At 59.6% G+C, this 25,214-nt stretch carries 25 protein-coding genes; 14 read left to right on the forward strand and 11 right to left on the reverse strand.

What is annotated here, in order from left to right; translation table 11 throughout:
• Positions 1 to 34: 34 nt before the first annotated feature.
• Positions 35 to 448, forward strand: a complete 414-nt coding sequence (msrB, locus tag USF70_RS04370; protein WP_008500710.1) for a peptide-methionine (R)-S-oxide reductase MsrB — start codon at positions 35 to 37, stop codon at positions 446 to 448.
• Between the two features lie 56 nt (positions 449 to 504).
• Complete coding sequence (locus USF70_RS04375) at positions 505 to 768, forward strand: YeaC family protein (RefSeq protein ID WP_196238666.1); 264 nt, start codon at positions 505 to 507, stop codon at positions 766 to 768.
• A gap of 45 nt (positions 769 to 813) precedes the next feature.
• Here USF70_RS04375 and pncA read toward each other — a convergent pair whose 3' ends face one another.
• The 3 genes from pncA to sppA all read right to left on the reverse strand — a co-directional run bounded on the left by pncA (position 814) and on the right by sppA (position 4,400).
• Positions 814 to 1,455, reverse strand: coding sequence for a bifunctional nicotinamidase/pyrazinamidase (gene pncA, locus USF70_RS04380; protein WP_320735304.1), 642 nt, complete (start codon positions 1,453 to 1,455; stop codon positions 814 to 816).
• A gap of 9 nt (positions 1,456 to 1,464) precedes the next feature.
• A complete protein-coding gene (ansA, locus tag USF70_RS04385; protein WP_008500705.1) occupies positions 1,465 to 2,481 on the reverse strand; it encodes an asparaginase in 1,017 nt (338 codons plus the stop codon).
• A 62-nt stretch (positions 2,482 to 2,543) separates the two neighbouring features.
• Entirely contained in the window at positions 2,544 to 4,400 is a 1,857-nt protein-coding gene (sppA, locus tag USF70_RS04390; protein WP_320735305.1) for a signal peptide peptidase SppA, read from the reverse strand.
• Positions 4,401 to 4,567: 167 nt separating this feature from the next.
• Between sppA and USF70_RS04395 the strand changes: the two genes are divergently transcribed.
• The 3 genes from USF70_RS04395 to USF70_RS04405 all read left to right on the forward strand — a co-directional run bounded on the left by USF70_RS04395 (position 4,568) and on the right by USF70_RS04405 (position 8,190).
• Positions 4,568 to 5,119, forward strand: a complete 552-nt coding sequence (locus USF70_RS04395; protein WP_033145247.1) for an NAD(P)H nitroreductase — start codon at positions 4,568 to 4,570, stop codon at positions 5,117 to 5,119.
• Positions 5,120 to 5,234: 115 nt separating this feature from the next.
• On the forward strand, positions 5,235 to 6,278 hold the full coding sequence (selD, locus tag USF70_RS04400; protein ID WP_008500702.1) for a selenide, water dikinase SelD: 1,044 nt from the start codon (positions 5,235 to 5,237) through the stop codon (positions 6,276 to 6,278).
• 4 nt (positions 6,279 to 6,282) lie between these two features.
• Positions 6,283 to 8,190 carry a DNA topoisomerase III gene (locus USF70_RS04405; RefSeq protein WP_058840804.1) on the forward strand — a complete coding sequence of 636 codons (1,908 nt, stop codon included), beginning with the start codon at positions 6,283 to 6,285 and terminating at the stop codon, positions 8,188 to 8,190.
• 71 nt (positions 8,191 to 8,261) lie between these two features.
• Here USF70_RS04405 and gdhA read toward each other — a convergent pair whose 3' ends face one another.
• Complete coding sequence (gdhA, locus tag USF70_RS04410) at positions 8,262 to 9,605, reverse strand: NADP-specific glutamate dehydrogenase (RefSeq protein WP_033145249.1); 1,344 nt, start codon at positions 9,603 to 9,605, stop codon at positions 8,262 to 8,264.
• A 228-nt stretch (positions 9,606 to 9,833) separates the two neighbouring features.
• Here gdhA and USF70_RS04415 point away from each other — a divergent pair, with 228 nt between their 5' ends.
• Positions 9,834 to 10,112 carry a DUF1496 domain-containing protein gene (locus USF70_RS04415; RefSeq protein WP_023335340.1) on the forward strand — a complete coding sequence of 93 codons (279 nt, stop codon included), beginning with the start codon at positions 9,834 to 9,836 and terminating at the stop codon, positions 10,110 to 10,112.
• Here the strand turns inward: USF70_RS04415 and USF70_RS04420 are convergent.
• Entirely contained in the window at positions 10,072 to 10,488 is a 417-nt protein-coding gene (locus tag USF70_RS04420) for a pyrimidine (deoxy)nucleoside triphosphate diphosphatase (RefSeq protein ID WP_269837052.1), read from the reverse strand. The two genes, USF70_RS04415 and USF70_RS04420, sit on opposite strands and share 41 nt — an antisense overlap.
• 75 nt (positions 10,489 to 10,563) lie before the next feature.
• On the opposite strand from USF70_RS04420, the gene USF70_RS04425 reads away from it, so the two are divergent.
• Both USF70_RS04425 and USF70_RS04430 read left to right on the forward strand, forming a co-directional pair.
• Positions 10,564 to 11,133 (forward strand): carboxymuconolactone decarboxylase family protein, encoded by a 570-nt coding sequence (locus USF70_RS04425; protein ID WP_096151199.1) that lies wholly within the window; start codon positions 10,564 to 10,566, stop codon positions 11,131 to 11,133.
• Positions 11,126 to 11,743: a CDP-alcohol phosphatidyltransferase family protein gene (locus tag USF70_RS04430; RefSeq protein ID WP_033145253.1), complete on the forward strand. Its 618-nt coding sequence runs from the start codon at positions 11,126 to 11,128 to the stop codon at positions 11,741 to 11,743. The genes USF70_RS04425 and USF70_RS04430 overlap by 8 nt, the downstream gene beginning before the upstream one ends.
• Here USF70_RS04430 and USF70_RS04435 read toward each other — a convergent pair.
• The 6 genes from USF70_RS04435 to xthA form a co-directional block, all read right to left on the reverse strand.
• Positions 11,740 to 13,047 (reverse strand): sulfurtransferase, encoded by a 1,308-nt coding sequence (locus tag USF70_RS04435; protein ID WP_320735306.1) that lies wholly within the window; start codon positions 13,045 to 13,047, stop codon positions 11,740 to 11,742. The two genes, USF70_RS04430 and USF70_RS04435, sit on opposite strands and share 4 nt — an antisense overlap.
• 73 nt (positions 13,048 to 13,120) lie before the next feature.
• The gene (locus USF70_RS04440) at positions 13,121 to 13,741 is read right to left on the reverse strand and encodes an ATP-binding cassette domain-containing protein (protein WP_320735307.1); all 621 of its coding nucleotides are present in this window, start codon (positions 13,739 to 13,741) and stop codon (positions 13,121 to 13,123) included.
• Positions 13,741 to 15,270, reverse strand: a complete 1,530-nt coding sequence (locus USF70_RS04445) for a thiamine ABC transporter permease (RefSeq protein WP_320735308.1) — start codon at positions 15,268 to 15,270, stop codon at positions 13,741 to 13,743. Before USF70_RS04445 ends, USF70_RS04440 begins: the two co-directional genes overlap by 1 nt.
• Positions 15,243 to 16,412: an ABC transporter substrate-binding protein gene (locus USF70_RS04450; protein WP_320735309.1), complete on the reverse strand. Its 1,170-nt coding sequence runs from the start codon at positions 16,410 to 16,412 to the stop codon at positions 15,243 to 15,245. The genes USF70_RS04445 and USF70_RS04450 overlap by 28 nt, the downstream gene beginning before the upstream one ends.
• Positions 16,413 to 16,418: 6 nt before the next feature.
• A complete protein-coding gene (locus USF70_RS04455) occupies positions 16,419 to 17,102 on the reverse strand; it encodes a TVP38/TMEM64 family protein (protein ID WP_320735310.1) in 684 nt (227 codons plus the stop codon).
• 6 nt (positions 17,103 to 17,108) lie between these two features.
• A complete protein-coding gene (gene xthA, locus USF70_RS04460; protein ID WP_023311273.1) occupies positions 17,109 to 17,915 on the reverse strand; it encodes an exodeoxyribonuclease III in 807 nt (268 codons plus the stop codon).
• A gap of 433 nt (positions 17,916 to 18,348) precedes the next feature.
• On the opposite strand from xthA, the gene USF70_RS04465 reads away from it, so the two are divergent.
• The 6 genes from USF70_RS04465 (at position 18,349) to spy (ending at position 25,205) form a co-directional block, all read left to right on the forward strand.
• On the forward strand, positions 18,349 to 19,569 hold the full coding sequence (locus tag USF70_RS04465; protein WP_320735311.1) for an aspartate aminotransferase family protein: 1,221 nt from the start codon (positions 18,349 to 18,351) through the stop codon (positions 19,567 to 19,569).
• On the forward strand, positions 19,566 to 20,600 hold the full coding sequence (gene astA / locus USF70_RS04470; protein ID WP_320735312.1) for an arginine N-succinyltransferase: 1,035 nt from the start codon (positions 19,566 to 19,568) through the stop codon (positions 20,598 to 20,600). The genes USF70_RS04465 and astA overlap by 4 nt, the downstream gene beginning before the upstream one ends.
• Positions 20,597 to 22,084 carry a succinylglutamate-semialdehyde dehydrogenase gene (gene astD, locus USF70_RS04475; protein WP_320735313.1) on the forward strand — a complete coding sequence of 496 codons (1,488 nt, stop codon included), beginning with the start codon at positions 20,597 to 20,599 and terminating at the stop codon, positions 22,082 to 22,084. Before astA ends, astD begins: the two co-directional genes overlap by 4 nt.
• Positions 22,071 to 23,396 carry an N-succinylarginine dihydrolase gene (gene astB, locus USF70_RS04480; RefSeq protein ID WP_094935579.1) on the forward strand — a complete coding sequence of 442 codons (1,326 nt, stop codon included), beginning with the start codon at positions 22,071 to 22,073 and terminating at the stop codon, positions 23,394 to 23,396. Before astD ends, astB begins: the two co-directional genes overlap by 14 nt.
• Before the next feature lie 10 nt (positions 23,397 to 23,406).
• On the forward strand, positions 23,407 to 24,372 hold the full coding sequence (gene astE, locus USF70_RS04485; RefSeq protein WP_320735314.1) for a succinylglutamate desuccinylase: 966 nt from the start codon (positions 23,407 to 23,409) through the stop codon (positions 24,370 to 24,372).
• Between the two features lie 338 nt (positions 24,373 to 24,710).
• The gene (gene spy / locus USF70_RS04490; RefSeq protein ID WP_320735315.1) at positions 24,711 to 25,205 is read left to right on the forward strand and encodes an ATP-independent periplasmic protein-refolding chaperone Spy; all 495 of its coding nucleotides are present in this window, start codon (positions 24,711 to 24,713) and stop codon (positions 25,203 to 25,205) included.
• The last annotated feature ends 9 nt before the right edge of the window (positions 25,206 to 25,214 follow it).

Raw genomic sequence — 25,214 nt, forward strand, 5'->3', positions numbered from 1 at the left:
AAAGATGTCTGTTTCTACAGCGAGATGTAAGCATATGTCGAACCAACGTAACCCTGACGATTTGAAAAAAAACCTCACAGAAATGCAGTTTTACGTGACGCAGAATCACGGAACGGAACCGCCGTTCACCGGGCGTTTACTGCACAACAAGCGAGACGGCGTGTACCACTGCCTGGTCTGCGATGCGCCTCTGTTCAATTCACAAACGAAATTTGATTCTGGCTGCGGCTGGCCGAGTTTCTACGAGCCGGTGAGCGATGAGGCCATCCGCTACCTGACCGACTCGTCGCACGGCATGGTGCGTACGGAAATTCGCTGCGGCAACTGCGATGCGCACCTTGGGCACGTCTTCCCGGATGGCCCCCAGCCTACGGGCGAGCGTTTCTGCGTAAATTCAGCCTCAATGAGCTTCACCGATGATGAAAACGGTGACCAGATTAAGGGTTGAAAAAACGATTCAGCAAATTATTCCTTTGAAAGGGTGCGAGAGTGAATATTGATGACATGATTAGCGGCATGACGCCGGAGATTTATCAGCGTCTGGTGACCGCCGTAGAACTGGGAAAATGGCCCGACGGCGTTGCGCTGACGCCGGAGCAAAAAGAGAACAGTTTGCAGCTGGTGATGCTGTGGCAGGCGCGCAATAACACCGACGCGCAGCACATGACGATCGACACCAAAGGCCAGATGGTCATGAAGAGCAAGCGCGAGCTGAAAGAAGACTTTGGCATCACGCCGAAGCCGATTGCGACGATGAAAATGCAATAACGGTGCAGGTTGATACCCTCTCCCACAGGGAGAGGGCGTAAAAGACTACGCCTGTGTTTCCAGCCAGTCTTCGAGCGTATACAGCGTTGCGCCTTCCGCAGCCATATCCATAAACGCCTGAGCGCTGTCCTGCGGGTGAATGTTTACCCCGCGGCAGCCGTCGGTGATGACGCTGACGGTATACCCCAACTGGAGCGCGTCCAGCACGGTAAACTTCACGCAGTAATCCGTCGCCAGGCCCAGCACGATCAGCTCCGTGATTTCATGGTGGCGTAACCACGCGTCCAGCGCCGTTTTCTGGCGATGCCCGTTATCAAAAAACGCGCTATAGCTGTCGATAGCCGGGTTTTCACCTTTATGGAACACCGCGTCGATGGCTTTCTGGTTCAGGAGCGGATGCAGCTCCGCGCCTTCCGTCTGCTGTACGCAGTGATCCGGCCAGAAGGTTTGCGCCAGCCCGTCGAGTTCCCCCGGAGTGAAAGGCTCGACGTCGTGCTGGCTGGCAAAGCTGCCGTGGTTCGCCGGGTGCCAGTCCTGGCTTGCGACAACCGCTTCACCGCGGGCTTTGCACCAGTCAATCAGCGTGTTTGCCACTTCAACGGTACTGTCACCTTCGGCGACGGCCAGCGCACCGCCCGCGCAGAAATCATTTTGCAAATCGACCAGTAGCAGGGCGCGTTGCTTCATGAGCACTCCTTATTCGTCCGGGGTCAGCTCGCCGCGCAGGTTTTGCATCATCGCGCTGCGAATGGACTGAATGTCCAGATCCTGACTCAGTAAATAGTGAAGTTTAGTCAGCGTTGCCTCAACGGTCATATCGAAGCCGCTGATAACCCCCGCATGTGCCAGCGCGTTGCCGGTGGCATAGCCGCCCATGTTGACCTTTCCGGACATACACTGGGTCAGGTTCACGACCACAATTCCGCGCTCGCTGGCTTCCTGAAGCTCTTTCAGGAATTCGCCGTTCTGCGGCGCGTTGCCGACGCCATAGGAGCGCAGAATCAGCGCTTTCACCGGCTGGCGCAGGAAGTTACGCACCACGTCGGCAGAGATACCCGGGTAGATAGTGACCACGCCAATCGGCTGCGGAGTTATCGGATGCACGATCAGCTCGCCGGCGGTGTTCGGCGCAGGCGGCGTGCCCAGACGACGGATATGAATCCCGGCCTCCAGCAGCGGCTGCAGGTTAGGGGAGGCGAAGGCGTCAAAACCGTCGGCATGGGCTTTGGTGGTACGGTTGCCGCGATACAGACGGTTATTGAAGAACAGCGACACTTCGTTAATCGGGTAATTCGCCGCCACGTACAGGGAGTTAAGCAGGTTGATCTGCCCGTCCGAGCGCAGCTCAGCCAGCGGGATTTGCGACCCGGTGACGATAACCGGCTTGCTCAGGTTCTCCAGCATGAAGGAGAGCGCCGAGGCGGTAAACGCCATGGTGTCGGTGCCGTGCAGGATCACAAAGCCGTCGTACTGGTCGTAATGGGCTTTAATGTCATCCGCGATATGCTGCCAGTCTTCCGGCGTCATGTCGGAGGAGTCCATCAGCGGCTCGTATTCGTGGATGGTGAAGTCAGGCATTTCCGGACGGTGGAATTCTGGCATCAGCGCAAGCTGACGCTGAAGGTGGCCGGAGACAGGGATATAGCCGTTTTCAGAGCGCTGCATACCGATGGTACCGCCAGTGTAGGCTACATAAATCGATTTCTTCTGCATGGTAGTGAGTTCTTGTTCTTCAAAGAAAAAAATCCCCTCTTCGCGGGAAGAGGGGACGGTTTTTAACGGACGTTAGCGCAGGTCAGGCAAAACGCGTAACGACTCTGTGGATCGTTAAAGGCCGCAAGCTTGTCGCTTTCCGCCTTCATCGCTTTCGCCGCCGTGGCGACTGGCGCAGGCAGGTAAGCCTGCATCGCCTCCGGCAGCATGGCGCGTACCGAGCCGGACATGCTGTCCATGACCATATCGAAGAACGACGGCTCGTCCTGGTAATACTCGATATGCCACTGCTTGAGCTTCGCCAGCTCGGCGGCTTTCTTCACCGCGTCATCGAAGTCGCCCAGGCTGTCCACCAGACCGTTGTTCTTCGCATCCTGGCCGGTCCAGACGTGTCCCTGTGCAATCTGGTCGATCTGCTCAGGCGTCTTTTTACGCGAGTCCGCCACCAGGGTGATAAAGCGCTTATAGCCGTTCTCAATGCTGAGCTGCATCATCTCAGAGACTTCCGGCGGCAGGGATTTGGTCACCGACACATCCGCCAGCGGAGAGGTGGCCACGCCATCGGTATGCACGCCCAGAGAATCCAGGCTGTTTTCCACGGTGTTGATCACCCCGAAGATGCCAATCGAACCGGTCAGCGTGCTTGGGTTGGCCACGATGTAGTTGGCTGGCGTTGAGATCCAGTAACCCCCGGAGGCGGCCATTCCGCCCATGGATACAACCACCGGCTTGCCGGCGGCGCGCGCCGCGGCCAGTTCAGCGCGGATCACCTCGGAGGCGCTGACGCTGCCGCCAGGGCTGTTCACCCGCAGGACAATAGCTTTCACTTTCGGATCCAGGCGAGCATCGCGGATTTGTGACGCGGTAGTATCGCCGCCCACGTTCCCCGGCGTCTCCTGGCCGTCCATGATGGCGCCGTTGGCAAACACCACCGCGACGCTGTCACCGCTGTCATCCGGCTTTTTCGCCGAGTAATCATACATGCTGATGGCGCTGTAATTTTTGTCCTCTTTGCTCCACCCAAACTGCTTGCTCAGGGATTTTTCAATCTCGGCGCTGGTGCCCAGGGCATCAACCAGTTTGTTATCCAGCGCATATTTCGCGGTATCACCGTCAACCTTACGCAGGCCATCCAGCACGCCCTGCGCGCCGGGGAACGCCTGCTCAGGCGTAATCTGGCGGTTGGCGGCAACGGTGCCGAGAAAGTTCTGCCACAGCTCGCCAATCCAGCGGCTGTCCGCTTCACGGGCGGCAGGAGACATGTCGTCGCGGATAAACGGCTCGACGGCTGATTTATACGTGCCGACGCGGAAGACGTGGGTGGTGACCTTCAGCTTGTCGAGCAGGGATTTGTAGTACAGGCCGTTGGTGGCAAAACCGTGCAGATCCACCGTCCCCTGCGGTGAGAGCCAGATTTTATTGGCGAAGCTCGCCAGATAATATTGCCCCTGGCTGTAGCTGTCGCCCACGGCAATCACCGGCTTGCCGCTGTCGCGGAATTCACGCAGCGCTTTACCGATGTACTGCATTGAAGGCTGATCGCCTCCGGCGAAATCTTTCAGATCCAGCACGATCCCGGTGATGTTACGGTCGTCTTTGGCCTGGCGGATGGTATCGACGATATCGAACAGGGAGTTTTCCTGCAGACGGTCTGATGTCGCGCCAAACAGCTGGCGGCTGATTGCCCCCAGACGGTTGCTGGCGGACGGTTTATCAACGATAACGCCGGTGATATCGAGTAACAGGGCCCCGCGAGTCGAATGCTGAGCCTGATTCGCGTTGCTGATATGCATCCAGATGCCCGCGCAAACCAGAACCAGCAGGATGAAGAAGATGTTCATCACCAGGTTGCGGACGAAGTTGAGCAGTCGCCACGTCCATTTAAAGAAACCGGCAATGATTCGCCAAAGGGTTCGCATGTATTCTCCCTAACCAGAAAATGACTGTTTCCGTCGCCACTGGACGGTAATGTGGGGTTATCGTAATGACCCAACCGCCACTTGTCAGCAGGAATCGCCTGCCAGGCTGTAACAAAATCTGCCGTCGTGTTAATTTTGTGAGTAAATTTCAAGAAAGGAGTTAACCAATGGACGCACTCGAACTGCTTGTTAACCGCCGTAGCGCTTCCCGTCTGGCCGAACCTGCACCGGCAGGCGAGCAGCTGGAGAACATTCTGCGTGCCGGCATGCGTGCCCCCGATCACGGCACGCTGCAGCCGTGGCACTTCTTTGTGATTGAAGGCGAAGGCCGCGATCGTTTCAGTCAGCTGCTGGAGCAGGGCGCGGTTGCCGCCGGTCAGGATGAGAAAGGTATCGACAAGGCGCGCAATGCTCCGTTCCGCGCCCCGATGATTATCGCCGTCGTGGCGAAATGCCAGGCCGGTCATAAGGTGCCGGTCTGGGAGCAGGAAATGTCCGCAGGCTGTGCGGTCATGGCGATGCAAATGGCCGCCGTCGCGCAGGGCTTTAACGGTATCTGGCGTACCGGTGCGCTGACCGAAAGCCCGGCGGTCCGTGACGGTTTTGGCTGCGGTGAGCATGACAAAATTGTCGGCTTCCTCTATCTCGGCACCCCGCAGCTTAAAGCCTCCAGCACCATCAGCATTCCGGACACCACGCCTTTCGTCAGCCATTTCTGATAACGCACCTAAACTGTCTGGATTCTGAGCATCTGCCGCAGAATTCAGACAGTCATACTTACCTCTTTATGGAATGAGCGCTACCATAGCGCGATTGAGATGACAGGAGACGTCCATGAGCGAGCAAACCATTCGTTTAACGCAGTACAGCCACGGAGCCGGTTGCGGTTGTAAAATTTCCCCGAAAGTGCTGGAGACCATCCTGCACAGTGAACAGGCGAAGTTTGTCGACCCGAACCTGCTTGTCGGCAACGAAACGCGTGACGATGCTGCAGTTTATGACTTAGGTAACGGCACCAGCATTATCAGTACTACCGACTTCTTTATGCCGATTGTCGATAACCCGTTCGACTTCGGGCGCATTGCGGCCACCAACGCCATCAGCGATATCTTCGCGATGGGCGGTAAGCCGATCATGGCGATTGCCATTCTGGGCTGGCCGATCAACACCATCCCGCCGGAAGTGGCCCGTGAGGTGATTGATGGCGGACGTTTTGCCTGCCAGCAGGCGGGGATTGCCCTGGCCGGCGGTCACTCTATTGATGCGCCCGAACCTATCTTCGGCCTGGCCGTCACCGGCGTGGTGCCGACCGAACGCGTCAAGCGCAACAGCACCGCCCAGGCGGGCTGCAAACTGTTCCTCACCAAGCCGCTGGGCATTGGCGTGCTGACCACCGCCGAGAAAAAATCCCTGCTGAAACCGGAGCACAAAGGCCTGGCAACGGAAGTCATGTGCCAGATGAACCTTGCCGGTGCGGCGTTTGCCAATATCGACGGCGTGAAGGCGATGACCGACGTCACCGGTTTTGGTCTGCTGGGACATCTCTCTGAAGTGTGTCAGGGCGCGGGCGTTCAGGCGCAGGTCTGGTATCAGGACGTGCCGAAGCTGCCGGGCGTGGAGGAGTATATTGCTCAGGGCGCGGTCCCGGGCGGTACCCAGCGCAACTTCGCCAGCTACGGTCACCTGATGGGCGAAATGCCTGAGGAGTGGCGCAACCTGCTGTGCGATCCGCAAACCTCCGGCGGCCTGCTGCTGGCGGTCACGCCGGAATCCGAAGCCGAGGTTCAGGCCACTGCCGCCGAGTTCGGCATCACCCTGACGGCGATCGGCGAGCTGGTGACCGCGCGCGGCGGTCGTCCGATGATTGAGATCCGTTAATTCGATGCGGTTGTTTATTGCCGAAAAGCCGAGCCTGGCCCGTGCCATCGCCGACGTGCTGCCTAAGCCGCATCGCAAGGGCGACGGCTTTATCGAATGCGGTAACGGGCAGGTGGTCACCTGGTGTATTGGTCACCTGCTTGAGCAGGCGCAGCCGGACGTTTACGACAGCCGCTACGCCCGCTGGAACCTGAACGATCTGCCCATCGTGCCGGAAAAATGGCGTCTGCAGCCCCGGCCTTCGGTCACCAAACAGCTCAACGTGATCAAGCGTTTCCTGCATGAAGCGGCTGAAATTGTGCACGCGGGTGACCCGGACAGGGAAGGGCAGCTGCTGGTGGATGAGGTGCTGGACTATCTTGAGCTGGCGCCGGAAAAGCGCCAGCAGGTACAGCGCTGCCTGATAAACGACCTCAACCCGCAGGCCGTCGAGCGGGCGATTTCGCGCCTGCGCGCCAACAGCGAGTTTATCCCGCTGTGCGTCTCGGCATTAGCCCGCGCACGCGCCGACTGGCTGTACGGCATCAACATGACCCGCGCCTACACCATCCTCGGGCGCAACGCGGGCTATCAGGGCGTGCTTTCCGTGGGGCGCGTGCAGACGCCGGTGCTGGGGCTGGTCGTGCGTCGTGACGAAGAGATTGAGAACTTCGTCGCCAAAGATTTCTTTGAGGTGAAAGCGCATATCGTCACGCCTAAAGACGAACGCTTTACCGCCGTCTGGCAGCCGAGCGATGCCTGTGAATCGTATCAGGATGAAGAGGGGCGACTGCTCCATCGTCCGCTGGCGGATCACGTGGTTAACCGCATTACCGGCCAGCCGGCTATCGTCACCAGCTATAACGATAAACGGGAATCAGAACCCGCGCCGCTGCCGTTCTCGCTTTCCGCACTTCAGATTGAGGCGGCCAAAAAGTTTGGCTTAAGCGCACAGAACGTGCTGGACATCTGCCAGAAGCTCTACGAAACCCACAAGCTCATCACCTATCCGCGTTCGGACAGCCGCTATCTGCCGGAAGAACACTTTGCCGGACGCCACTCGGTGATGAACGCCATTAGCGTGCACGCGCCGGATCTGCTCCCGCAGCCGGCGGTGAATCCGGACACCCATAATCGCTGCTGGGACGACAAAAAAGTCGATGCTCACCACGCGATTATCCCGACGGCGCGCGCCAGCAACGTCAACCTGACCGAGAACGAAGCGAAGGTCTATAACCTGATCGCCCGTCAGTACCTGATGCAGTTCTGCCCGGACGCGGTATTCCGTAAGTGCGTGATTGAGCTTGAGATTGCCAAAGGCAAGTTTATCGCCAAAGCGCGTTTCCTCGCGGAAGCAGGCTGGCGCACGCTGCTCGGTAACAAAGAGCGCGACGAAGAGAACGACGGCACGCCGCTGCCGGTGGTCGCTAAAGATGACGAACTGCTGTGCGAGAAGGGCGAAGTGGTTGAACGTCAGACCCAGCCGCCGCGCCATTTCACCGATGCGACGCTGCTGTCGGCGATGACCGGGATCGCCCGGTTTGTGCAGGATAAAGATCTGAAGAAGATCCTGCGCGCCACCGATGGTCTGGGGACGGAAGCGACGCGAGCGGGGATCATCGAGCTGCTCTTTAAGCGCGGCTTCCTGGAGAAAAAGGGACGCTACATCCACTCAACGGAACCGGGCCGGGCGCTGATTCATTCTCTGCCGGAGCTGGCCGCGAGGCCGGACATGACCGCGCACTGGGAATCGGTGCTGACGCAGATCAGCGAGAAGCAGTGCCGCTATCAGGACTTTATGCAGCCGCTGGTCGGGACGCTTTACCAGCTGATCGATCAGGCGCGCAGCACGCCGGTGAAAACGTTCAGAGGGATGGTTGCGCCCGGTGGCGGCGCGAAGAAACCGTTCAAAAAGAAAAAGAGCGCGGCCTGATACGCCCGGTTTTCTCCCTCTCCCTCTGGGAGAGGGCCGGGATGAGGGCTCCCGGCCGCACGCGATAAACCTTAAATCACGCCCTGACCAATCATCGCATCCGCCACCTTCACGAATCCGGCGATATTCGCCCCGCGCACGTAGTTGGTTTGCGACGCCTCGCCGCCGTACTCCACGCAGGCATGGTGAATATCCAGCATGATGTGGTGCAGGCGCGCATCCACTTTTTCCGCCTTCCAGCCGAGACGCGCGGCGTTTTGCGCCATCTCGAGGCCGGAGGTCGCCACGCCGCCCGCGTTAGCGGCCTTGCCCGGCGCAAACAGCACGCCCGCTTCGAGGAACAGGTCCGTCGCGTCGATGGTGGTCGGCATATTCGCCCCTTCGGCCACCGCTTTTACGCCGTTGCTAATCAGGGTACGTGCGGCGTCCGCATCCAGCTCGTTCTGCGTGGCGCACGGCAGGGCGATATCCACCGGCACGCCCCACGGCTGTTTCCCTTCCTGGTAGGTCAGGCCAAGCTCCCGGGCATAATCCGCCACGCGACCGTCGCGGCTGGCTTTGATTTCACACAGGCGCGCCAGCTTCTCTGCCGTGAAGCCCGCTTCATCCACTACCGTGCCGCTGGAGTCAGAGGCGGTCACCACGCGAGCGCCAAGCTGCATCGCTTTCTCAATCGCGTACTGCGCCACGTTACCTGAGCCGGACACCGCGACGCGCATACCTTCAAAGCCTAAACCGTGACGCTTGAGCATCGCCTCGGTGAAGTAAACCAGGCCGTATCCCGTCGCTTCCGGGCGGATCAGGCTCCCGCCAAACGACAGCCCCTTGCCGGTAAAGACGCAGGCGCTGTTGTTGGAGAGCTTTTTCATCATCCCGGCCATAAAGCCCACTTCACGTCCGCCCACGCCGATATCACCGGCAGGAACGTCGGTATCCGGGCCGAGGTGACGGTAGAGTTCGGTCATCAGCGCCTGGCAGAAGCGCATGACTTCGCCTTCGCTTTTGCCTTTCGGGTCGAAATCGCTGCCGCCTTTCCCGCCGCCCATCGGTAGCGTGGTGAGGGCGTTTTTAAAGGTCTGCTCGAAGCCGAGGAATTTCAGAATCGACAGGTTCACGGACGGATGAAAACGCATGCCGCCCTTAAACGGGCCAATGGCCGAGTTAAACTGAACGCGCCACGCGCGGTTAACCTGTACCTGGTTGCGATCGTCAACCCACGTCACGCGGAACTGGATCACGCGCTCTGGCTCGACCAGGCGTTCAAGCAGAGACATCTGGCGATAACGCGGGTTTTGTTCAAGGAAGGGCCACAGGGTGGTCATAACTTCACGCACGGCCTGCGCGAACTCGCTTTGGTGCGGGTCGCGCTGCTGAACATGGGCAAGGAAACTTTCCAGAGAGCGTGTCTGATCCATAGATATAAGAACCTCTTATCGTATTTTATGTGTATTACTTATGCGATTTGTGTTGTTTTTTTGACTATACCACCCGTACCGCTTTGTGAGGCAAGCAGAAATTTATGACGAAAGGGAAATTAATGAGAGGGCGGGCGTCATAACGAAAAGCGATGAAGAGATAAATTAAAGGTTCCGCTCTGGTTTACCGTTATAGTCATTATCAAGGAACTACTGGAAGATGTGTCTATGAAACGTTATCTACTCACCGCGTTATGCGCGATCTTTGCCGCAGGCGTGCAGGCCAACCCCATTCTCCCGGACGTGGAAGTGAATGTGCCGCCGGAAGTGTTTAGCTCCAGCGGCCAGAATCAAACGGTGCAGCCCTGTAATCAGTGCTGTATCTATCAGAATCAGAACTACTCGGAAGGGGCCGTTGTGAAAGCGGACGGCATTCTGCTGCAGTGCCAGCGCGACGAGCGCGCCATCAGCACGAACCCGCTGGTCTGGCGTCGCGTAAAACAATAAAGGCTTCCAGCAGCGGAATATCCGCCGGGGCTAAGTCGTAGCCAAACGCCTCTTCCGGCGTACACCACGCGAGCGCGCTGTGGTAGTGCGCCGTGAGCTCGCCGCGAAAAGCAGGAACGTGCCAGGCATGCAGGTTAATCAACCGCTGCGACACTTCCCGCTGGTGGCTTGCCACGTATTGCCCCGGCAGGGCGTCAATGCCCAACTCTTCACGCAGCTCGCGGATAAGCGCTTCTGGCTGGGTTTCTCCGGCCTCGACTTTACCGCCTGCAAATTCCCACATTCCCGGCTGGTCGGCGTGGGCAGGGCGCTGCGCCAGTAAAATGTTGCCGTCTTTTTCGATGATGGCGGCAACGACATCGAGTGTTTTCAGCATGGTCGTCAATAATTGATAGCGAAAAAAGACATATTATCGTGCCCTTTCTCAGAGTCCAGTAAACAGGAGAATCAGGTGAAAGAGTCCACCGCCTGGGTTGCCCCCCTCGAATCCCTTCCCGCCAGCCTAAAACCGATTGCCGCCATGCAGAAAAAGCACTTTGGCGCGGTGCTGAATCCCACCCGCTGGTGGGGGCGAATGCCGCGTCTGTTCTGGCTGGTGGCGCTGTTTGTCGGCTTTCTGGAGCGTCGTCACGCGCGCCTGACGCCCGCGCTGCGTTCGCTGCTCATGACGCGGGTATCCCAGCTCTGTCACTGCGCTTTCTGTATTGATGCCAACAGCCTGCGGCTGGCCGAGCGCTGCGGCGCGCTGGATAAGGTTCAGGCCGTGAGCGACTGGCAGGATTCCGCCTTGTTTACCGAGCAAGAGCGCGCGGCCCTGGCCTACGCCGAGGCGATGACCGCCACGCCGCCCCGGGCGGATGAGTCAGTCAGAACGGCGCTGAAACGCCACTTCACGGATGATGCCATCACCGAGATGACGGCGCTGATTGCGTTTCAGAATCTCTCCGCCCGCTTTAATGCCGCGCTGGATATTCCGGCGCAGGGGCTGTGCGCCACGTTTAACGAGACTCCTCATGCTTGACCGTCATCTTCATCCGCGGGTAAAGCCCGTTCTGAATCGTCTGGTTTCCGTGCTGGATAGGCCGGGCATCACGCCCGACGGATTGACCCTGACCGGGTTTGTCTTCGGCGTGCTGGCGCTGCCGTTTCTGGCCCTCGGCTGGTATCCGGCGGCGCTGGCCGCCATCGTGCTTAACCGCCTGCTGGATGGTCTGGACGGCGCGCTGGCGCGCCGGAGAGGGCTGACCGATGCGGGGGGATTTCTCGACATCGCGCTCGATTTTCTGTTCTACGCCCTGGTACCGTTTGGCTTTGCGCTCGCGGCTCCGGCAGAGAATGCGCTCGCGGCCGCCTGGCTACTGTTTGCGTTTATCGGTACCGGCAGCAGCTTTCTGGCGTTTGCGGCGCTGGCCGCAAAGCACGACATCGACAACCCCGGCTATGCGCACAAGTCGTTTTATTACATCGGTGGGTTAACGGAAGGGACGGAGACCATCGCGCTGTTCGTGCTGTGCTGCCTCTTCCCGGCGCACTTTGCGCTGTTCGCGTGGGTATTCGGCGCGCTGTGCTGGCTGACCACCACAACGCGCGTCTGGAGCGGTTATGTAACGCTGAAGTCACTCACCCGTTAGAGAGTACTCTCGGGCCCGCGCTCTCCGGCGGTGACCGGGTTCTGCGGGTAACTGCTCCATTCGTACCAGCCGCCGTCATAGACGGCGACATTCTTCCAGCCCATCGCCCGGGCGTAGATAAAGGTTTCTGACGCGCGCCACCCGGTGCCGCAGTAAAACGCGACGTGCTGTTCCGGCAGAATATTCCAGCGCTTCCACTGGGCGGCGATATCGTCCGCGCTGCGCATGGTGCCATCCGGGTTATGGAAATCTTCCATATGGGTCGCGTCGCTGCCCGCATGACCCCAGCGGGCACCGGCTATTTCACCTTTTGGCTTGATGTAGCTGTAGCCGCTGGTTTCGCCGATGAACTCCGGCCACGAACGAATGCTGACCAGGGCGGCATCCTGACGGTGCAGCATCCCGCGCGCCTGTTCCATATCAACCATCAGCTGCGGCTGGCCGGGGATCGGCGCGCCGAAATCGGGGGCTGGCGTTACTTTACCGGGCGTGCCGCGTTCAACCGGCAGGCCTGCATCCGACCACGTCTTCCAGCCGCCGTCGAGAATACGCACATCCTTCACGCCCGCATACAGCATGATCTGCGCCACGCGCGCGGCGGCGTAAACGTCACGGCCATACAAAATGACGGTGGTGTCGTGACGGATCCCGTGCTTTGCCAGCATCGCTTTCAGCGCGTCGTCGGAGACTTTATTCCACAGCGGCTCGCTCTCCACCTCGTTGGTGTCGATGTAGCCCGCGCCGGGAATGTGGTTCAGCAGGTAAAACTTCGGTGCGCCCCAGGCGGCTTCAATCACTTTCCAGTCACCCGCCGGCGCGGCGGTCACGGGTTTACCCTGCTGAAGGCGGTGGATCCACTGCGGGTAAACCAGCTGTTCAAAGTGGGGCAGGCGCTGAAGGCGGTCGGGCGTCTGCAGCGCGTCGCTGAGCAGCGAGACGTGGCGGTATCCGGCTTTCTCCAGGCGGGACTTCACCGCCAGGTTATCGTTCTCGTCGCCGTAAAGGGCGATGGCGGTTGCAGGCGTAAGCTGATGCTGTTTTGCCCAGCTCGCAATCTGCTCGTCGCTCATTGCGCCCAGCCAGGCGGCAGCCAGGTTGAGTGCGGCGGGTTCATGCCCGGAGGGGCCGCTGAGGGTCTGCGGCCAGCCGTTGTAAAACGCGCTGGGACGGGTGTCGACAGGCGTGCCGTGCTGCGCCTGAAGCTGGGAGAGCGTCATCGCGTTGGCCATGTCAGCTGCCAGAGAGGAAAAGGACGCGAGGCCGCAGAGCAGGGCCAGCGCGGTCAGTTGAGAAACACGTTTCATCGAATAACCTGACGTCAGTAAAAGAGGGGGGCATTGTCGTCTCTCCCGAAACGGAAAACATTGCGTTAGCACATTATTGCCAGCGAGAAATCTCAATCAGCTCGCCGCCGGGCGGAATATCATCTTCGTCATGGGTGACCAGCACCACCGGGATATTGCGCGTGCGGACGGCGTCAAAAACCCATGTCCGAAACGTTGTGCGCAGCGTTTTATCGAGACGGCTGAACGGTTCATCCAGCAGCAGCGCCTGCGGCTCTGCGAGCAGGGCCCGCAGCAGGCTGACACGGGCACGCTCCCCGCCGGAGAGGGTGGCCGGATCGCTGGCGTAATGACCGCTCAGGCCGGCGGAATCCAGCGCCTGCTCGACCGCTTCCCGACGCGCGCGTCCGACGATCCGCTCAGGCAAGGCCAGCAGCAAATTTTGCCCGACGCTGAACGGTTCAAACAGCAGCGCATCCTGAAAGAGAATGCCCAGCCCGCGTGATTCAACGGGAAGGCCGTCGCAGCGACGCGCGTCGAGCCACAGTTCGCCCCGCGCCTGGAAATCGTCTGACAGCGCGCCGACCATCCACGCAAAAAGGGTCGATTTACCGCTGCCGGACGGCCCCATCAGGGTAACGATCTCCCCGCGGGGAACGCAAAAATTGACCTCGCGGAAAAGCGGTTCGATGGTGAGATCTTTTACCTTCAGCATTAACGTAATCCTTGACGGTAGCGGCCCACGAGCCGGGATAACAGGGCGGCAAGACCGAACACCGTGCCCGTGACCAGCAGTAATCCCAGCGCCCGGTTAGCGAGAATCGGGATGCTGCCCCCGCTGCTGAGCGCGACGGTTTCAGTGGTCAGCGTGGCGAAACGCCCCGCGCCAAGCCAGAGCGTCGGCATGTATTGCGCCATGCTGACGGAAAAACCAATGGCAAAGGCCAGCAGCGCCGGGCGCACCAGCAGGGGGCATTTCAGCAGTAAGAATATTTTTGCCGGTCGCCAGCCGAGCGTTCTGGCGGTAAGGATAAGCCTGGGATCGATCCGCCGCCAGGCGGGCTGCAGAACCAGCAGCATCCAGGGTAATACCCACAGCAGATGGCTCCAGAGCACGGCGGCATAGTGCCCGTCGAGTCCCAGACGCAATGCAATAAAGTATTGCCCGGTGACGAGCGGCAGCGCAGGAAGGGCGAGCGGTGACCACACCCACGCTGCGCCGCGCTGCGGTCCCCATTCCAGCCAGAGAAAAATGACGATGAGGGCGATCAGGCTCGACAGCAGGCCGAAGGAAAGGCTGGTCTCCACGGGGCCAACGTCGCCCCCTTGCGCCTGCATCAGCAGTACCGCGGTGCACAGGATGCCGCACGCGGGCAGTAACCCGCTGAATGCCCGCTCAGGCAGAACGAGTGGAGAACGGGGGCGCGTCCCCGCGAGATTCGGGATCGTGCGACGCCATGCTTTCCAGAGGCCGTATCCGAGGGCGGCCAGCGCGGCCAACAGCACAAGGAGAAGCAGGCACAGCAGCATTCCTTTTGCCTGCTGCTGCGCGTCGCCCTGGCTTAGCCACTGCCAGGCCAGCACGGCCAGGGTGGGCGGGTTGCCGGGCCCGAGAACGATCGCCACGTCCACGACCGAGAGCGACCATGCCAGCACCGCCAGCATCACCGCGCCGAGGACAGGCGCGATCGCCGGGAGGATCAGCCAGCTGAGCGTCTGATAACGCCCGTAGCCAAAGGTTTGCAGGACGATCTTCTGCTGCGCGAGCCGTTGTTCCGGCAGCACGGCGTAAATGGCCCACAGCACGAACGCGCTCTCTTTGACCGCGAGCGTCACGCCCAGCCCGACGCCGTAGCGGTCAAACGGAGCCGTACAGACGGTGCAGAGCTGATAAAACAGACCGCCCTCGGCAAACAGCAGTAACGCGCTGGTGGCGAACGCCACATGGGGGATCGCCAGTAGCCACGGCAGGCGGGTCGTGAGGCGTCGCCAGCGTTGACCGGGCCACAAAAGGCAGACGAAGAAAAGGGCAATCAGCAACGCCCCCAGCGTGGCGATGAGCGTTGAGACCAGCGTGGCGACGGTCGCCTGCGGCAGCTGCGGATCGTTCAGCAGCCGCTGCCAGTTTGTCGCAGAAAACGCCGGTGCGAGCAGCATGACGCCGGCGGGCAGGATCGGCAGATAAATCACCGCCATCGCCAGCCAGACAAGCCCGCTCAGCGGGTGCCGTAACGACGCAGCCATTCCTGCTCCAGCGCGTTCACCCAGGCGGACTGCGGCTCTGCAAGCACCTGCGGCAGCCCCTGAGGCGTATGGGCCAGCAGCTGTTTCGCTTCCTCTTCGGGCAGCGCTTTCGCATCCAGGACGCTCGGGTCTCCCCAGATGGCCGGGTCGGCCTTGCGGATTTGCGCCTGCGGTGACAGCAGGAAATTAGCGACCACCTTTGCACCCGCGCTCGCGCTGGCATTGGCCGGGATAGCCACAAAATGGACGTTGCCGAGCATCCCGCTCTGGAAACCAAAGCTGTAGCTGTCGGCAGGCAGTTCGCCGCTCGCCACTTTCTGCTGCGCATGAGCCGGGTTAAAGGTCAGCGACAGGTTCAGACTGCTGCTGGCAAGCAGGGTATCCATTCGGGCAGGTGAGAGAGGGAAATCTTTTCCTTCGCGCCACAGCAGCGGGTGCAGCTTATCAAGGTAGGCCCAGAGCGGTGCCGTAACCTCAGCAAACGTTGCATCGGGCGCTTTTTGTAAAGCATCAGGGCGATCGGTGAGCGTCAGAAGAAGCTGCTCAAGAAATGCCGTGCCGGTAAAATCGGGCGGGCGCGGATAGCTGACCTTGCCCGGGTGCTGCTGCGCGTAGGCCAGCAGCGCCTGAGGATCCTCCGGCGGCGTCGGCATGCTGGATTTGCGGGCGATAAAGGTCAGCTGCGCGCCGCCCCACGGGGATTCCGCCCCGTCGGTTGGAATCGCAAAATCTTCCGTGACGGGTTTGCGGGTATCGACATAGCGCCAGTCTGGCAACGTCTGCGCCCATCCGGTTTGCAGCAGGTTCGCCTCTTTTAACGTGCGGAAGTTTTCGCCGTTGACCCACAGCAGGTCAACCGAGCCGTTGGCCTTACGTCCTGCGGCGGCTTCGGTCTGGATCCGTTTTACCGCATCGGCGGCGTCCGCCAGCGGGACGATTTTTAGGGTAATGGCGTAGTGCGTTTGCATCTCACCGCTGACCCACTCAAGGTAGCGGTTGACCGCCGGATCGCCGCCCCAGGCGTTAAACCAGACGGTCTGGCCTTTGGCCTGCTGTTGAATAGCGTGCCAGCTTTCGGCGGCACAGAGGGGGGCTGCCAGCAGCAGACCGGTCAGGAACGCGCAAAAACGCACACGGCGCATAATGCCTCACTTTTTAACAGACGGGAGATAACGGGAAAACAGCCGGCGCGTCGCCAGCGGCAATAATCCCAGTAGTGTAAAGGCGATTAGCATGCCCGGCGACACAATCTCGCGCAGCGACGCCACTTTCCCCAGCTCGCGCCCGGCGTTCAGAAACACAACCGTCGCGGGCAGCATCGCGACCTGGCTGACCCACCAGTAGCGGCAGACTCCAATGCGGGTCAGCCCCATCAGCAAATTCACCAGGAAAAACGGGAACAGCGGCATCAGGCGCAGGGCAAAAAGATAGCCCGCGCCGTCATGCGCCATACCGGCGTTCACCGTTTTCATCTGCTGAGCAAACCGCCGCTGGACCCATTCGCGCAGCAGATAACGGCTGGCGAGCATCGCAAGCGTCGCCCCGAGCGTGGAGGCAAACGAGACCAGAACGGTGCCTTCCCACAGGGGAAATAACGCTCCGCCCAGCAGGGTGAGGATCGCCGCGCCGGGGATCGACAGGGCGGAGACCGCCACGTAGAGCGCAAAAAAGATCAGCGCGCTTCGCAGCGGCGCGTGGTCAACATGGGAGAGGAGTGCCTGCTGGTGGGTTTTAATCCCTTCCAGGGAGAGCGCGCCTGGGGGAAGCATGACAAACGTCAGAATAAATGCGCCCAGAAGGGCGCACAGGAAAAGTGTTTTTCGAATGTTCACGCGACATTACAGCTTGAATTTAGCCCACACCGGCGCGTGGTCAGACGGTTTTTCCATGCTGCGGATCTCGTAGTCGATCCCGGTTTCGATGCAGCGCTCTGCCAGCGGCGAACTGGCGAGCAGCAGGTCGATACGCAGGCCACGGTTGTCGTCAAAGCCTTTTGAGCGGTAGTCAAACCACGAGAAGCGATCCTGCGTGTCCGGGTTGGCGGTACGGAAGGTATCCACCAGCCCCCAGTCCAGCAGGCGCTGCATCCACTCGCGCTCTTCCGGCAGGAAGGAGCATTTGCCGGTACGCAGCCAGCGTTTGCGGCTGTCTTCACCGATGCCAATATCCAGATCGGTCGGGCTGATATTCACATCACCCATGATCAGCACCGGATTGTCTTTATTGAGTTCGGTTGTCAGGTAGTTCTGCAGATCCTGATAAAACTTGGCCTTAGCAGGGAATTTGGTCGGATGGTCGCGGCTCTCGCCCTGGGGAAAGTAACCATTAATCACGGTGATGTTCCCCAGCGGGGAAGGCAGCTCCGCCATGATGATGCGGCGCTGTGCTTCTTCGTCATCGCCGGGAAACCCACGGCGGACTGAAACTGGCGTCTCTTTGGTCAACAGCGCAACGCCGTAATGGCCTTTCTGCCCATGATAGAAGACGTTGTAGCCGAGCTTCGCCACCTCTTCGAGGGGGAACATGTCGTCGTGAACCTTGGTCTCCTGCAGACCGATCACATCTGGCTGATGTTGTTCAACGATAGCTTCAAGCTGATGGGGGCGGGCGCGCAGGCCGTTGATATTAAAAGAGACAAATTTCATAGTCGCTGCCAGTGCAAGGTGAATAGTGCATGGATGGTAGCAGAATTTGCGTCAACTGTTACCGGGTTCGGCCAATAACTGCGACAGATAATGCCGGTGGTGCAATATTTGCACCATTCTGACGCGACTCGCCCTCAAACAGGGCGTAAATGACCGATAAATTTCGCGAGCGATCACAATTCCAGAATTATATTTGGCCTGTGCATACTCTTTCTGATTTTCATGCGGCAAAGCGCCGCTTGTCGTAAAAATATTCACTTTTTATGCAATAACAGTGAATAACTCCATATTGTAACTTATTGATATTCTGTTACCTCAACCCGTTTATGCAATTTTATCGCTGGCTGGCACGAAGGCTGCAATCTACATTCACAGTGCAAACACTCAATTATTTAACATTCAAATAACTTTTTATTTACCGGATGAGGTCGCTATGTCTCTGTCAATTACGCGTGAAAATTTCGATGAATGGATGATGCCGGTTTACGCTCCGGCGGCTTTTATTCCGGTTCGTGGGGAAGGCTCGCGCCTGTGGGATCAGCAGGGTAAAGAGTATATCGACTTTGCAGGTGGGATTGCGGTCAACGCGCTGGGTCATGCGCACCCTGCGCTGCGTCAGGCGCTGAATGACCAGGCGGCGAAGTTCTGGCATACCGGCAACGGCTTTACTAACGAGCCCGCGCTGCGCCTGGCCAAAAAACTGATCGACGCGACGTTTGCCGAAAAGGTCTTTTTCTGTAACTCGGGGGCGGAAGCCAACGAAGCTGCGCTGAAGCTGGCGCGCAAATATGCGCACGATAAATTTGGTACCCACAAGAGCGGCATCGTGGCGTTTAAAAACGCCTTCCACGGGCGCACGCTCTTTACCGTCAGCGCGGGCGGCCAGCCTTCCTACTCGCAGAATTTCGCACCGCTGCCGCCGGATATCCGTCACGGTGTTTATAACGATCTGCAGTCCGCCAGCGAGCTGATTAACGACACCACCTGCGCGGTGATCGTCGAACCGATGCAGGGCGAGGGCGGCGTGCTTCCGGCGCAAAAAGCCTTCCTGCAGGGGCTGCGCGAGCTGTGCGATCGCCACAACGCGGTCCTGATTTTCGACGAAGTGCAGACCGGCGTGGGCCGCACCGGCGAGCTGTATGCCTATATGCACTATGGCGTAACGCCGGACGTGCTTTCGACCGCCAAAGCGCTGGGCGGCGGCTTCCCGATTGGCGCGACGCTGACCACCGATAAATTCGCCAGCGTAATGACCGTAGGTACCCATGGCACTACCTACGGCGGTAACCCGCTGGCAACCGCCGTCGCCGGGCAGGTTCTGGACATCATTAACACGCCTGAGGTGCTGAAAGGCGTTAAGCAGCGTCACGACTGGTTTGTCGAGCGCCTGAATGCCATCAACGGCAAAACGGGGCTGTTTAAAGAAATTCGCGGTCTGGGGCTGTTAATCGGCTGCGAGCTCACCGCCGAGTTTGCCGGAAAAGCTAAACTTATTTCACAGGAAGCGGCAAAAGTGGGCGTGATGGTGCTGATTGCCGGTGCCAACGTGGTGCGTTTTGCGCCGGCGCTGATCGTCAGCGAGGAAGAGGTGCAAACCGGTCTGGACCGTTTTGCGCTGGCGTGTGAAAAAGTGAAATCCGGGGTGTCATCATGATGGTCATCCGTCCCGTTGAGCGCGGCGATCTCGCCGGGCTCATGCAGCTTGCCGGTAAGACGGGAGGCGGGCTGACCTCGCTTCCTGCCGATGAAAAAACGCTGTCGGCGCGCATTGAGCGCGCCCTGCAAACCTGGCAGGGGACGTTGCCAAAAAGCGAACAGGGGTATGTGTTCGTGCTGGAAGACACCGACACGGGGACCGTAGCCGGGATCTGCGCCATCGAAGTGGCCGTCGGGCTTAACGACCCGTGGTACAACTACCGCGTCGGCACCATGGTTCACGCCTCGAAAGAGCTGAACGTCTATAACGCGCTGCCCACGCTGTTCCTCTGTAATGACCACACGGGCGCCAGCGAGCTGTGCACGCTGTTCCTCGACCCGGCGTGGCGCAAAGAGGGCAACGGCTATCTGCTCTCCAAATCGCGCTTTATGTTTATGGCCGCCTTCCGCGATCGCTTTAACGAAAAAGTGGTCGCAGAGATGCGCGGCGTGATCGACGACACCGGCTACTCGCCGTTCTGGGAGAGCCTGGGCGAGCGCTTCTTCTCGATGGAGTTCAGCCGGGCGGACTATCTCTGCGGCACCGGCCAGAAAGCCTTTATTGCCGAACTGATGCCGAAGCATCCTATCTATACCCATTTCCTCAGCCCGGAAGCGCAGGCGGTGATTGGCGAAGTCCATCCGCAAACCGCGCCTGCCCGCGCGGTGCTGGAAAAAGAAGGGTTCCGCTACCGGAACTATGTCGACATCTTTGACGGCGGCCCAACGCTTGAGTGCGATATCGACCGCGTGCGCGCGATCCGTAAAAGCCGTCTGGTTGAGGTCTCTGAAGGTAAGCCCGCGCCGGGTGACTGGCCCGCCTGTCTGGTGTCGAACGAAAATTACGCCAACTTCCGCGCCATGCTGGTGCGTACCAACCCGAAATGTGAACGTCTGGTGCTGACGGCTGCAGAACTGGATGCCCTGAAATGTAACGCCGGCGATACGGTTCGCCTGGTGCGTCTCTGCCCTGAGGAGAAAACAGCATGACATTATGGATTAACGGTGACTGGGTCACGGGCGAAGGCGAAGAGCGCGTAAAGACCAATCCGGTTGGAAAAGAGGTGCTCTGGAAGGGGCATGACGCCAGCGCCGCGCAGGTGGAACAAGCCTGCCGTGCCGCGCGCCGCGCGTTTCCTGCGTGGGCAAAACAGCCTTTCGCCGTGCGTCAGGCGATTGTGGAAAAGTTTGCCGGGCTGCTGGAGGCAAACAAGGCCGAACTGACGCGCATCATCGCGTCAGAAACCAGCAAGCCGCGCTGGGAAGCGACAACCGAAGTGACGGCGATGATCAACAAAATCGCCATTTCGGTGAAGGCGTACCACACCCGCACCGGCGAACAGCACACCGACATGCCGGACGGCGCGGCCACGCTGCGCCACCGTCCCCACGGCGTGCTGGCGGTGTTTGGCCCGTATAACTTCCCGGGGCATCTGCCGAATGGCCATATTGTGCCTGCGCTGCTGGCGGGCAATACCGTCATTTTCAAACCGAGCGAGCTCACGCCATTCACCGGCGAGGCGGTGGTTAAGCTGTGGGAACAGGCCGGCCTGCCGCCGGGCGTGCTGAACCTGGTGCAGGGCGGGCGGGAAACCGGTCAGGCGCTGAGCGCGCTGAGCGATATCGACGGCCTGCTGTTTACCGGCAGCGCCGGTACGGGCTATCAGCTGCACCGCCAGCTGGCAGGGCAGCCGGAGAAAATCCTGGCGCTGGAGATGGGCGGCAACAACCCGCTGATTGTGGAAGACCCTGACGATATCGACGCCGCGGTGCACCTGACGATTCAGTCCGCCTTTATTACCGCCGGACAGCGCTGCACCTGTTCCCGCCGTCTGCTGGTGAAGCGGGGCGCACAGGGGGATGCCTTCCTGAAACGTCTGGTTGAAGTGAGCGCGCGTCTGGTGCCTGCCGCGTGGGATGCCGACCCGCAGCCGTTTATCGGCGGGCTGATTTCCGAACAGGCCGCGCTGAACGTGCTGAAGGCCTGGCAGGACCACGTCGCGCGCGGCGCGAAAACCCTGCTGGAGCCGAAGCAGGTTCAGCCGGGTAGCTCGCTGCTGACGCCGGGTATTGTAGAGATGAGCGGCGCGAGCAACGTGCCGGATGAAGAGGTCTTTGGCCCGCTGCTGTGCGTCTGGCGTTACGACGATTTCGATGCGGCCATTGCGATGGCGAACAACACCCGCTACGGCCTGTCGAGCGGGCTGATTTCGCCGCATCGCGAGAAGTTTGATCGGCTGCTGCTGGAAGCGCGCGCCGGGATTGTGAACTGGAATAAACCGCTGACCGGGGCCGCGAGCACCGCGCCGTTCGGCGGGGTGGGCGCGTCGGGCAACCATCGCGCCAGCGCGTGGTATGCCGCCGATTACTGCGCGTGGCCGATGGCGAGCCTGGAAACCCCGGCGCTGACGCTGCCGGAGACGCTTAATCCGGGGCTGGATTTTACCGGAGGGGATCGCCATGAAAGCGCGTGAGGTTAACTTTGACGGGCTGGTGGGGCTGACGCACCACTATGCCGGTCTCTCTTTTGGTAATGAAGCCTCGACGAAGCACCGTTTTCAGGTCTCCAACCCGAAGCTGGCGGCGAAGCAGGGCCTGCTAAAAATGAAGGCGCTGGCGGATGCCGGTTTCCCGCAGGCGGTGATCCCGCCGCAGGAACGCCCGAACGTGGCGGTCCTTCGTCAGCTCGGCTTTAGCGGTACCGATGAGCAGGTCGTCGAAAAAGCGGGTACGCAGACCCCGCACCTGCTCTCCGCGGCAAGCTCCGCCTCCTCTATGTGGGTGGCAAACGCCGCGACCGTCGCGCCGTCAGCCGACACGCTGGATGGCAAAGTTCATCTGACGGTGGCGAACCTGAACAATAAATTCCACCGCGCCACCGAAGCGGAAACCACCGAGCGCGTGCTGCGCGCCATTTTCAACCATGACGCCCATTTTGAGGTGCATCAGGCCCTGCCGCAGGTGGCGATGTTTGGTGACGAAGGCGCGGCCAACCATAACCGCCTGGGGGGCGACTATGGCGACCCGGGCCTGCAGCTGTTTATCTACGGGCGAGAAGAGGGGGGCCACGCCGCGCCAACCCGTTATCCTGCTCGTCAGACGCTGGCGGCCAGCCAGGCGGTTGCCCGACTGAACCAGGTCAATCCTTCCCAGGTGGTTTTTGCCCAGCAAAACCCGCATGTGATTGACCAGGGCGTTTTCCATAACGACGTGATTGCCGTTTCTAACCGCCAGGTGCTGTTCTGCCACGAGCAGGCGTTTGCCCATCAGGAGAAGCTGCTCGCCACGCTGCATGAGCGCGTGCGCGGCTTCACGCCAGTCCAGGTGCCCACGGAGGCGGTGAGCGTGCAGGACGCGGTAGAAACCTATCTGTTCAATAGCCAGCTGCTGAGCCGTGACGATGGCAGCATGATGCTGGTCCTGCCGCAGGAGTCCCGGGATCATAAAGGCGTGTGGCGCTACCTGACGGAGCTGGTGAAGGCCGATAACCCGATTGACGAACTGCGCGTGTTTGACCTGCGCGAAAGCATGGCCAACGGCGGTGGTCCCGCCTGTTTACGTCTGCGCGTGGTCCTGACCCAGGACGAAATGCAGGCGGTGAACCCGGCGGTCATGATGAACGATACGCTCTTTACGCGGCTGAATGACTGGGTCGACCGCTACTATCGCGATCGTCTGACGCAGGCGGATCTGGTTGACCCGCAGCTTCTGCGTGAAGGGCGCGAGGCGCTGGACGCGTTATCGACAATCCTGCAGCTGGGATCGGTTTACCCGTTCCAGCGCTAAAGGAGTGGATATGGAAAATTTACTGGCGCTGACCCTGGCCGATGAGACGCCGGAACAGAAAGAGGGGGACGGCCCCTCATTTCGCTGGCGGTGGCTGGGGCGAGGGGTGCTTGAGCTGACGCCGACCGTAAAAAGCGATCTCTCGCTGCTGCTTTCAACGGGTATCCACGGGAATGAAACCGCGCCCGTCGAGATTGTTGATCTGCTGCTGCGTGCGCTGTACCGCAATGAGATCGAACTAAAGTGCCGCGTGCTGGTGGTGCTCGGCAATCCTCCTGCGCTGGCGCAAAACAAACGGTATCTGGTGAGCGACATTAACCGCATGTTTGGCGGCCGCTGGTCGCAGTTTCCGCAGAGCGATGAAACGGCGCGGGCCGAGTGGCTGGAGAACGTCGTGACCGCGTTTTTTGCCGTCGCGGGGCCGGGGCGCTGGCATCTGGATCTGCATACGGCAATCCGCGCGTCTTACCACGTTCGCTTCGGCGTTCTGCCGCAGCGCAGTCAGCCGTGGGATGAAGCGTTCCTGAGCTGGCTGGGTGACGCCGGGCTGGAGGCGCTGGTATTTCATCAGTCGCCGGGCGGAACGTTTACCCATTTCACCTGTGAACGTTTCGCTGCGCTGTCCTGCACGCTGGAACTGGGAAAAGCGCTGCCGTTCGGCCAGAACGATCTGACCCGCTTTGCGCCTACGCATCTCGCCCTTCGGGCGCTGCTGGGAGGAACGGCTCCCGAGCACGCGCGTCAGCCCGTTGAGCGGTATCGGGTCGTACAGCAGATCACGCGCCGCAGCGATGCCTTCCAGCTCCATATGGCCGCGCACACCCTGAACTTCACCCCGTTCCGCAAAGGGGCGCTGCTGGCTGAGGATGGCGAGGAACGTTACGAGGTGCAGAACACCACCGAGTATGTCTTATTCCCTAACCCCACCGTCGCGTTTGGTCTGCGGGCCGGGCTGATGCTGGAAAAAATATCCTGAACCTTTCCCCTCCCATCATCCGGGTGGGGGAAGCAAAAAACTTTTCTTAACGATTAAAGCGCTTGCGCTTGTTTTGCAGAATATTCCTGGTGAATTGCTTTATTATTGATCTTCACTTCGCTATACTTCTGCTTAATCTCTTTAAAATCATCCTGTTAAATATTTTTTGTTGCAACTCTCCACGCTTTATCCTTATTTCCTCCACATTTGGCGAAAATTTGTTTTTTACACTTTCATTGTTTTACCGTTGCTCTGACTAATTGACGATAAACCCCGTAAAGTTAATCTCGTCAACACGGCATAGCGCCGAAGAATAACTGAAAGAAAGGAAATAAATTATGCGTAAGTTTACTGCACTGTTTGTTGCTTCTACCCTGGCTCTGGGCGCTACCAGCATGGCGTTCGCCGCAGATACTGCGACCACTACACCTACCGCGCCTGCTGAAGGCAAAATGATGATGCATCATAAAGGTCCGGGTATGCACAACGAGATGATGATGTTTAAGGATCTCAACCTGACGGATGCGCAGAAGCAGCAGATCCGCGACATCAGAAAAGGCGAACGCGACCAGATGAAACGTCCTCCGCTTGAAGAGCGCCGTGTGATGCATGACATCATCGCCAGCGACAGCTTCGATAAGGCGAAAGCCGAAGCGCAGATCGACAAAATGGCCGAGCAGCACAAAGCCCGCATGCTGGCTCACATGGAAACCCAGAACAAGATCTACAACATTCTGACCCCGGAACAGAAAAAACAATTTAATGCGAATTTTGAGAAGCGTCTGACAGAACGTCCGGCGATGGAAGGTAAAATGCCAGCTCCAACCGAATAATCGGTTCAC

It is taken from the genome of Enterobacter sp. 237C8 (assembly GCF_034106865.1).
GTDB lineage: Bacteria > Pseudomonadota > Gammaproteobacteria > Enterobacterales > Enterobacteriaceae > Enterobacter > Enterobacter asburiae_B.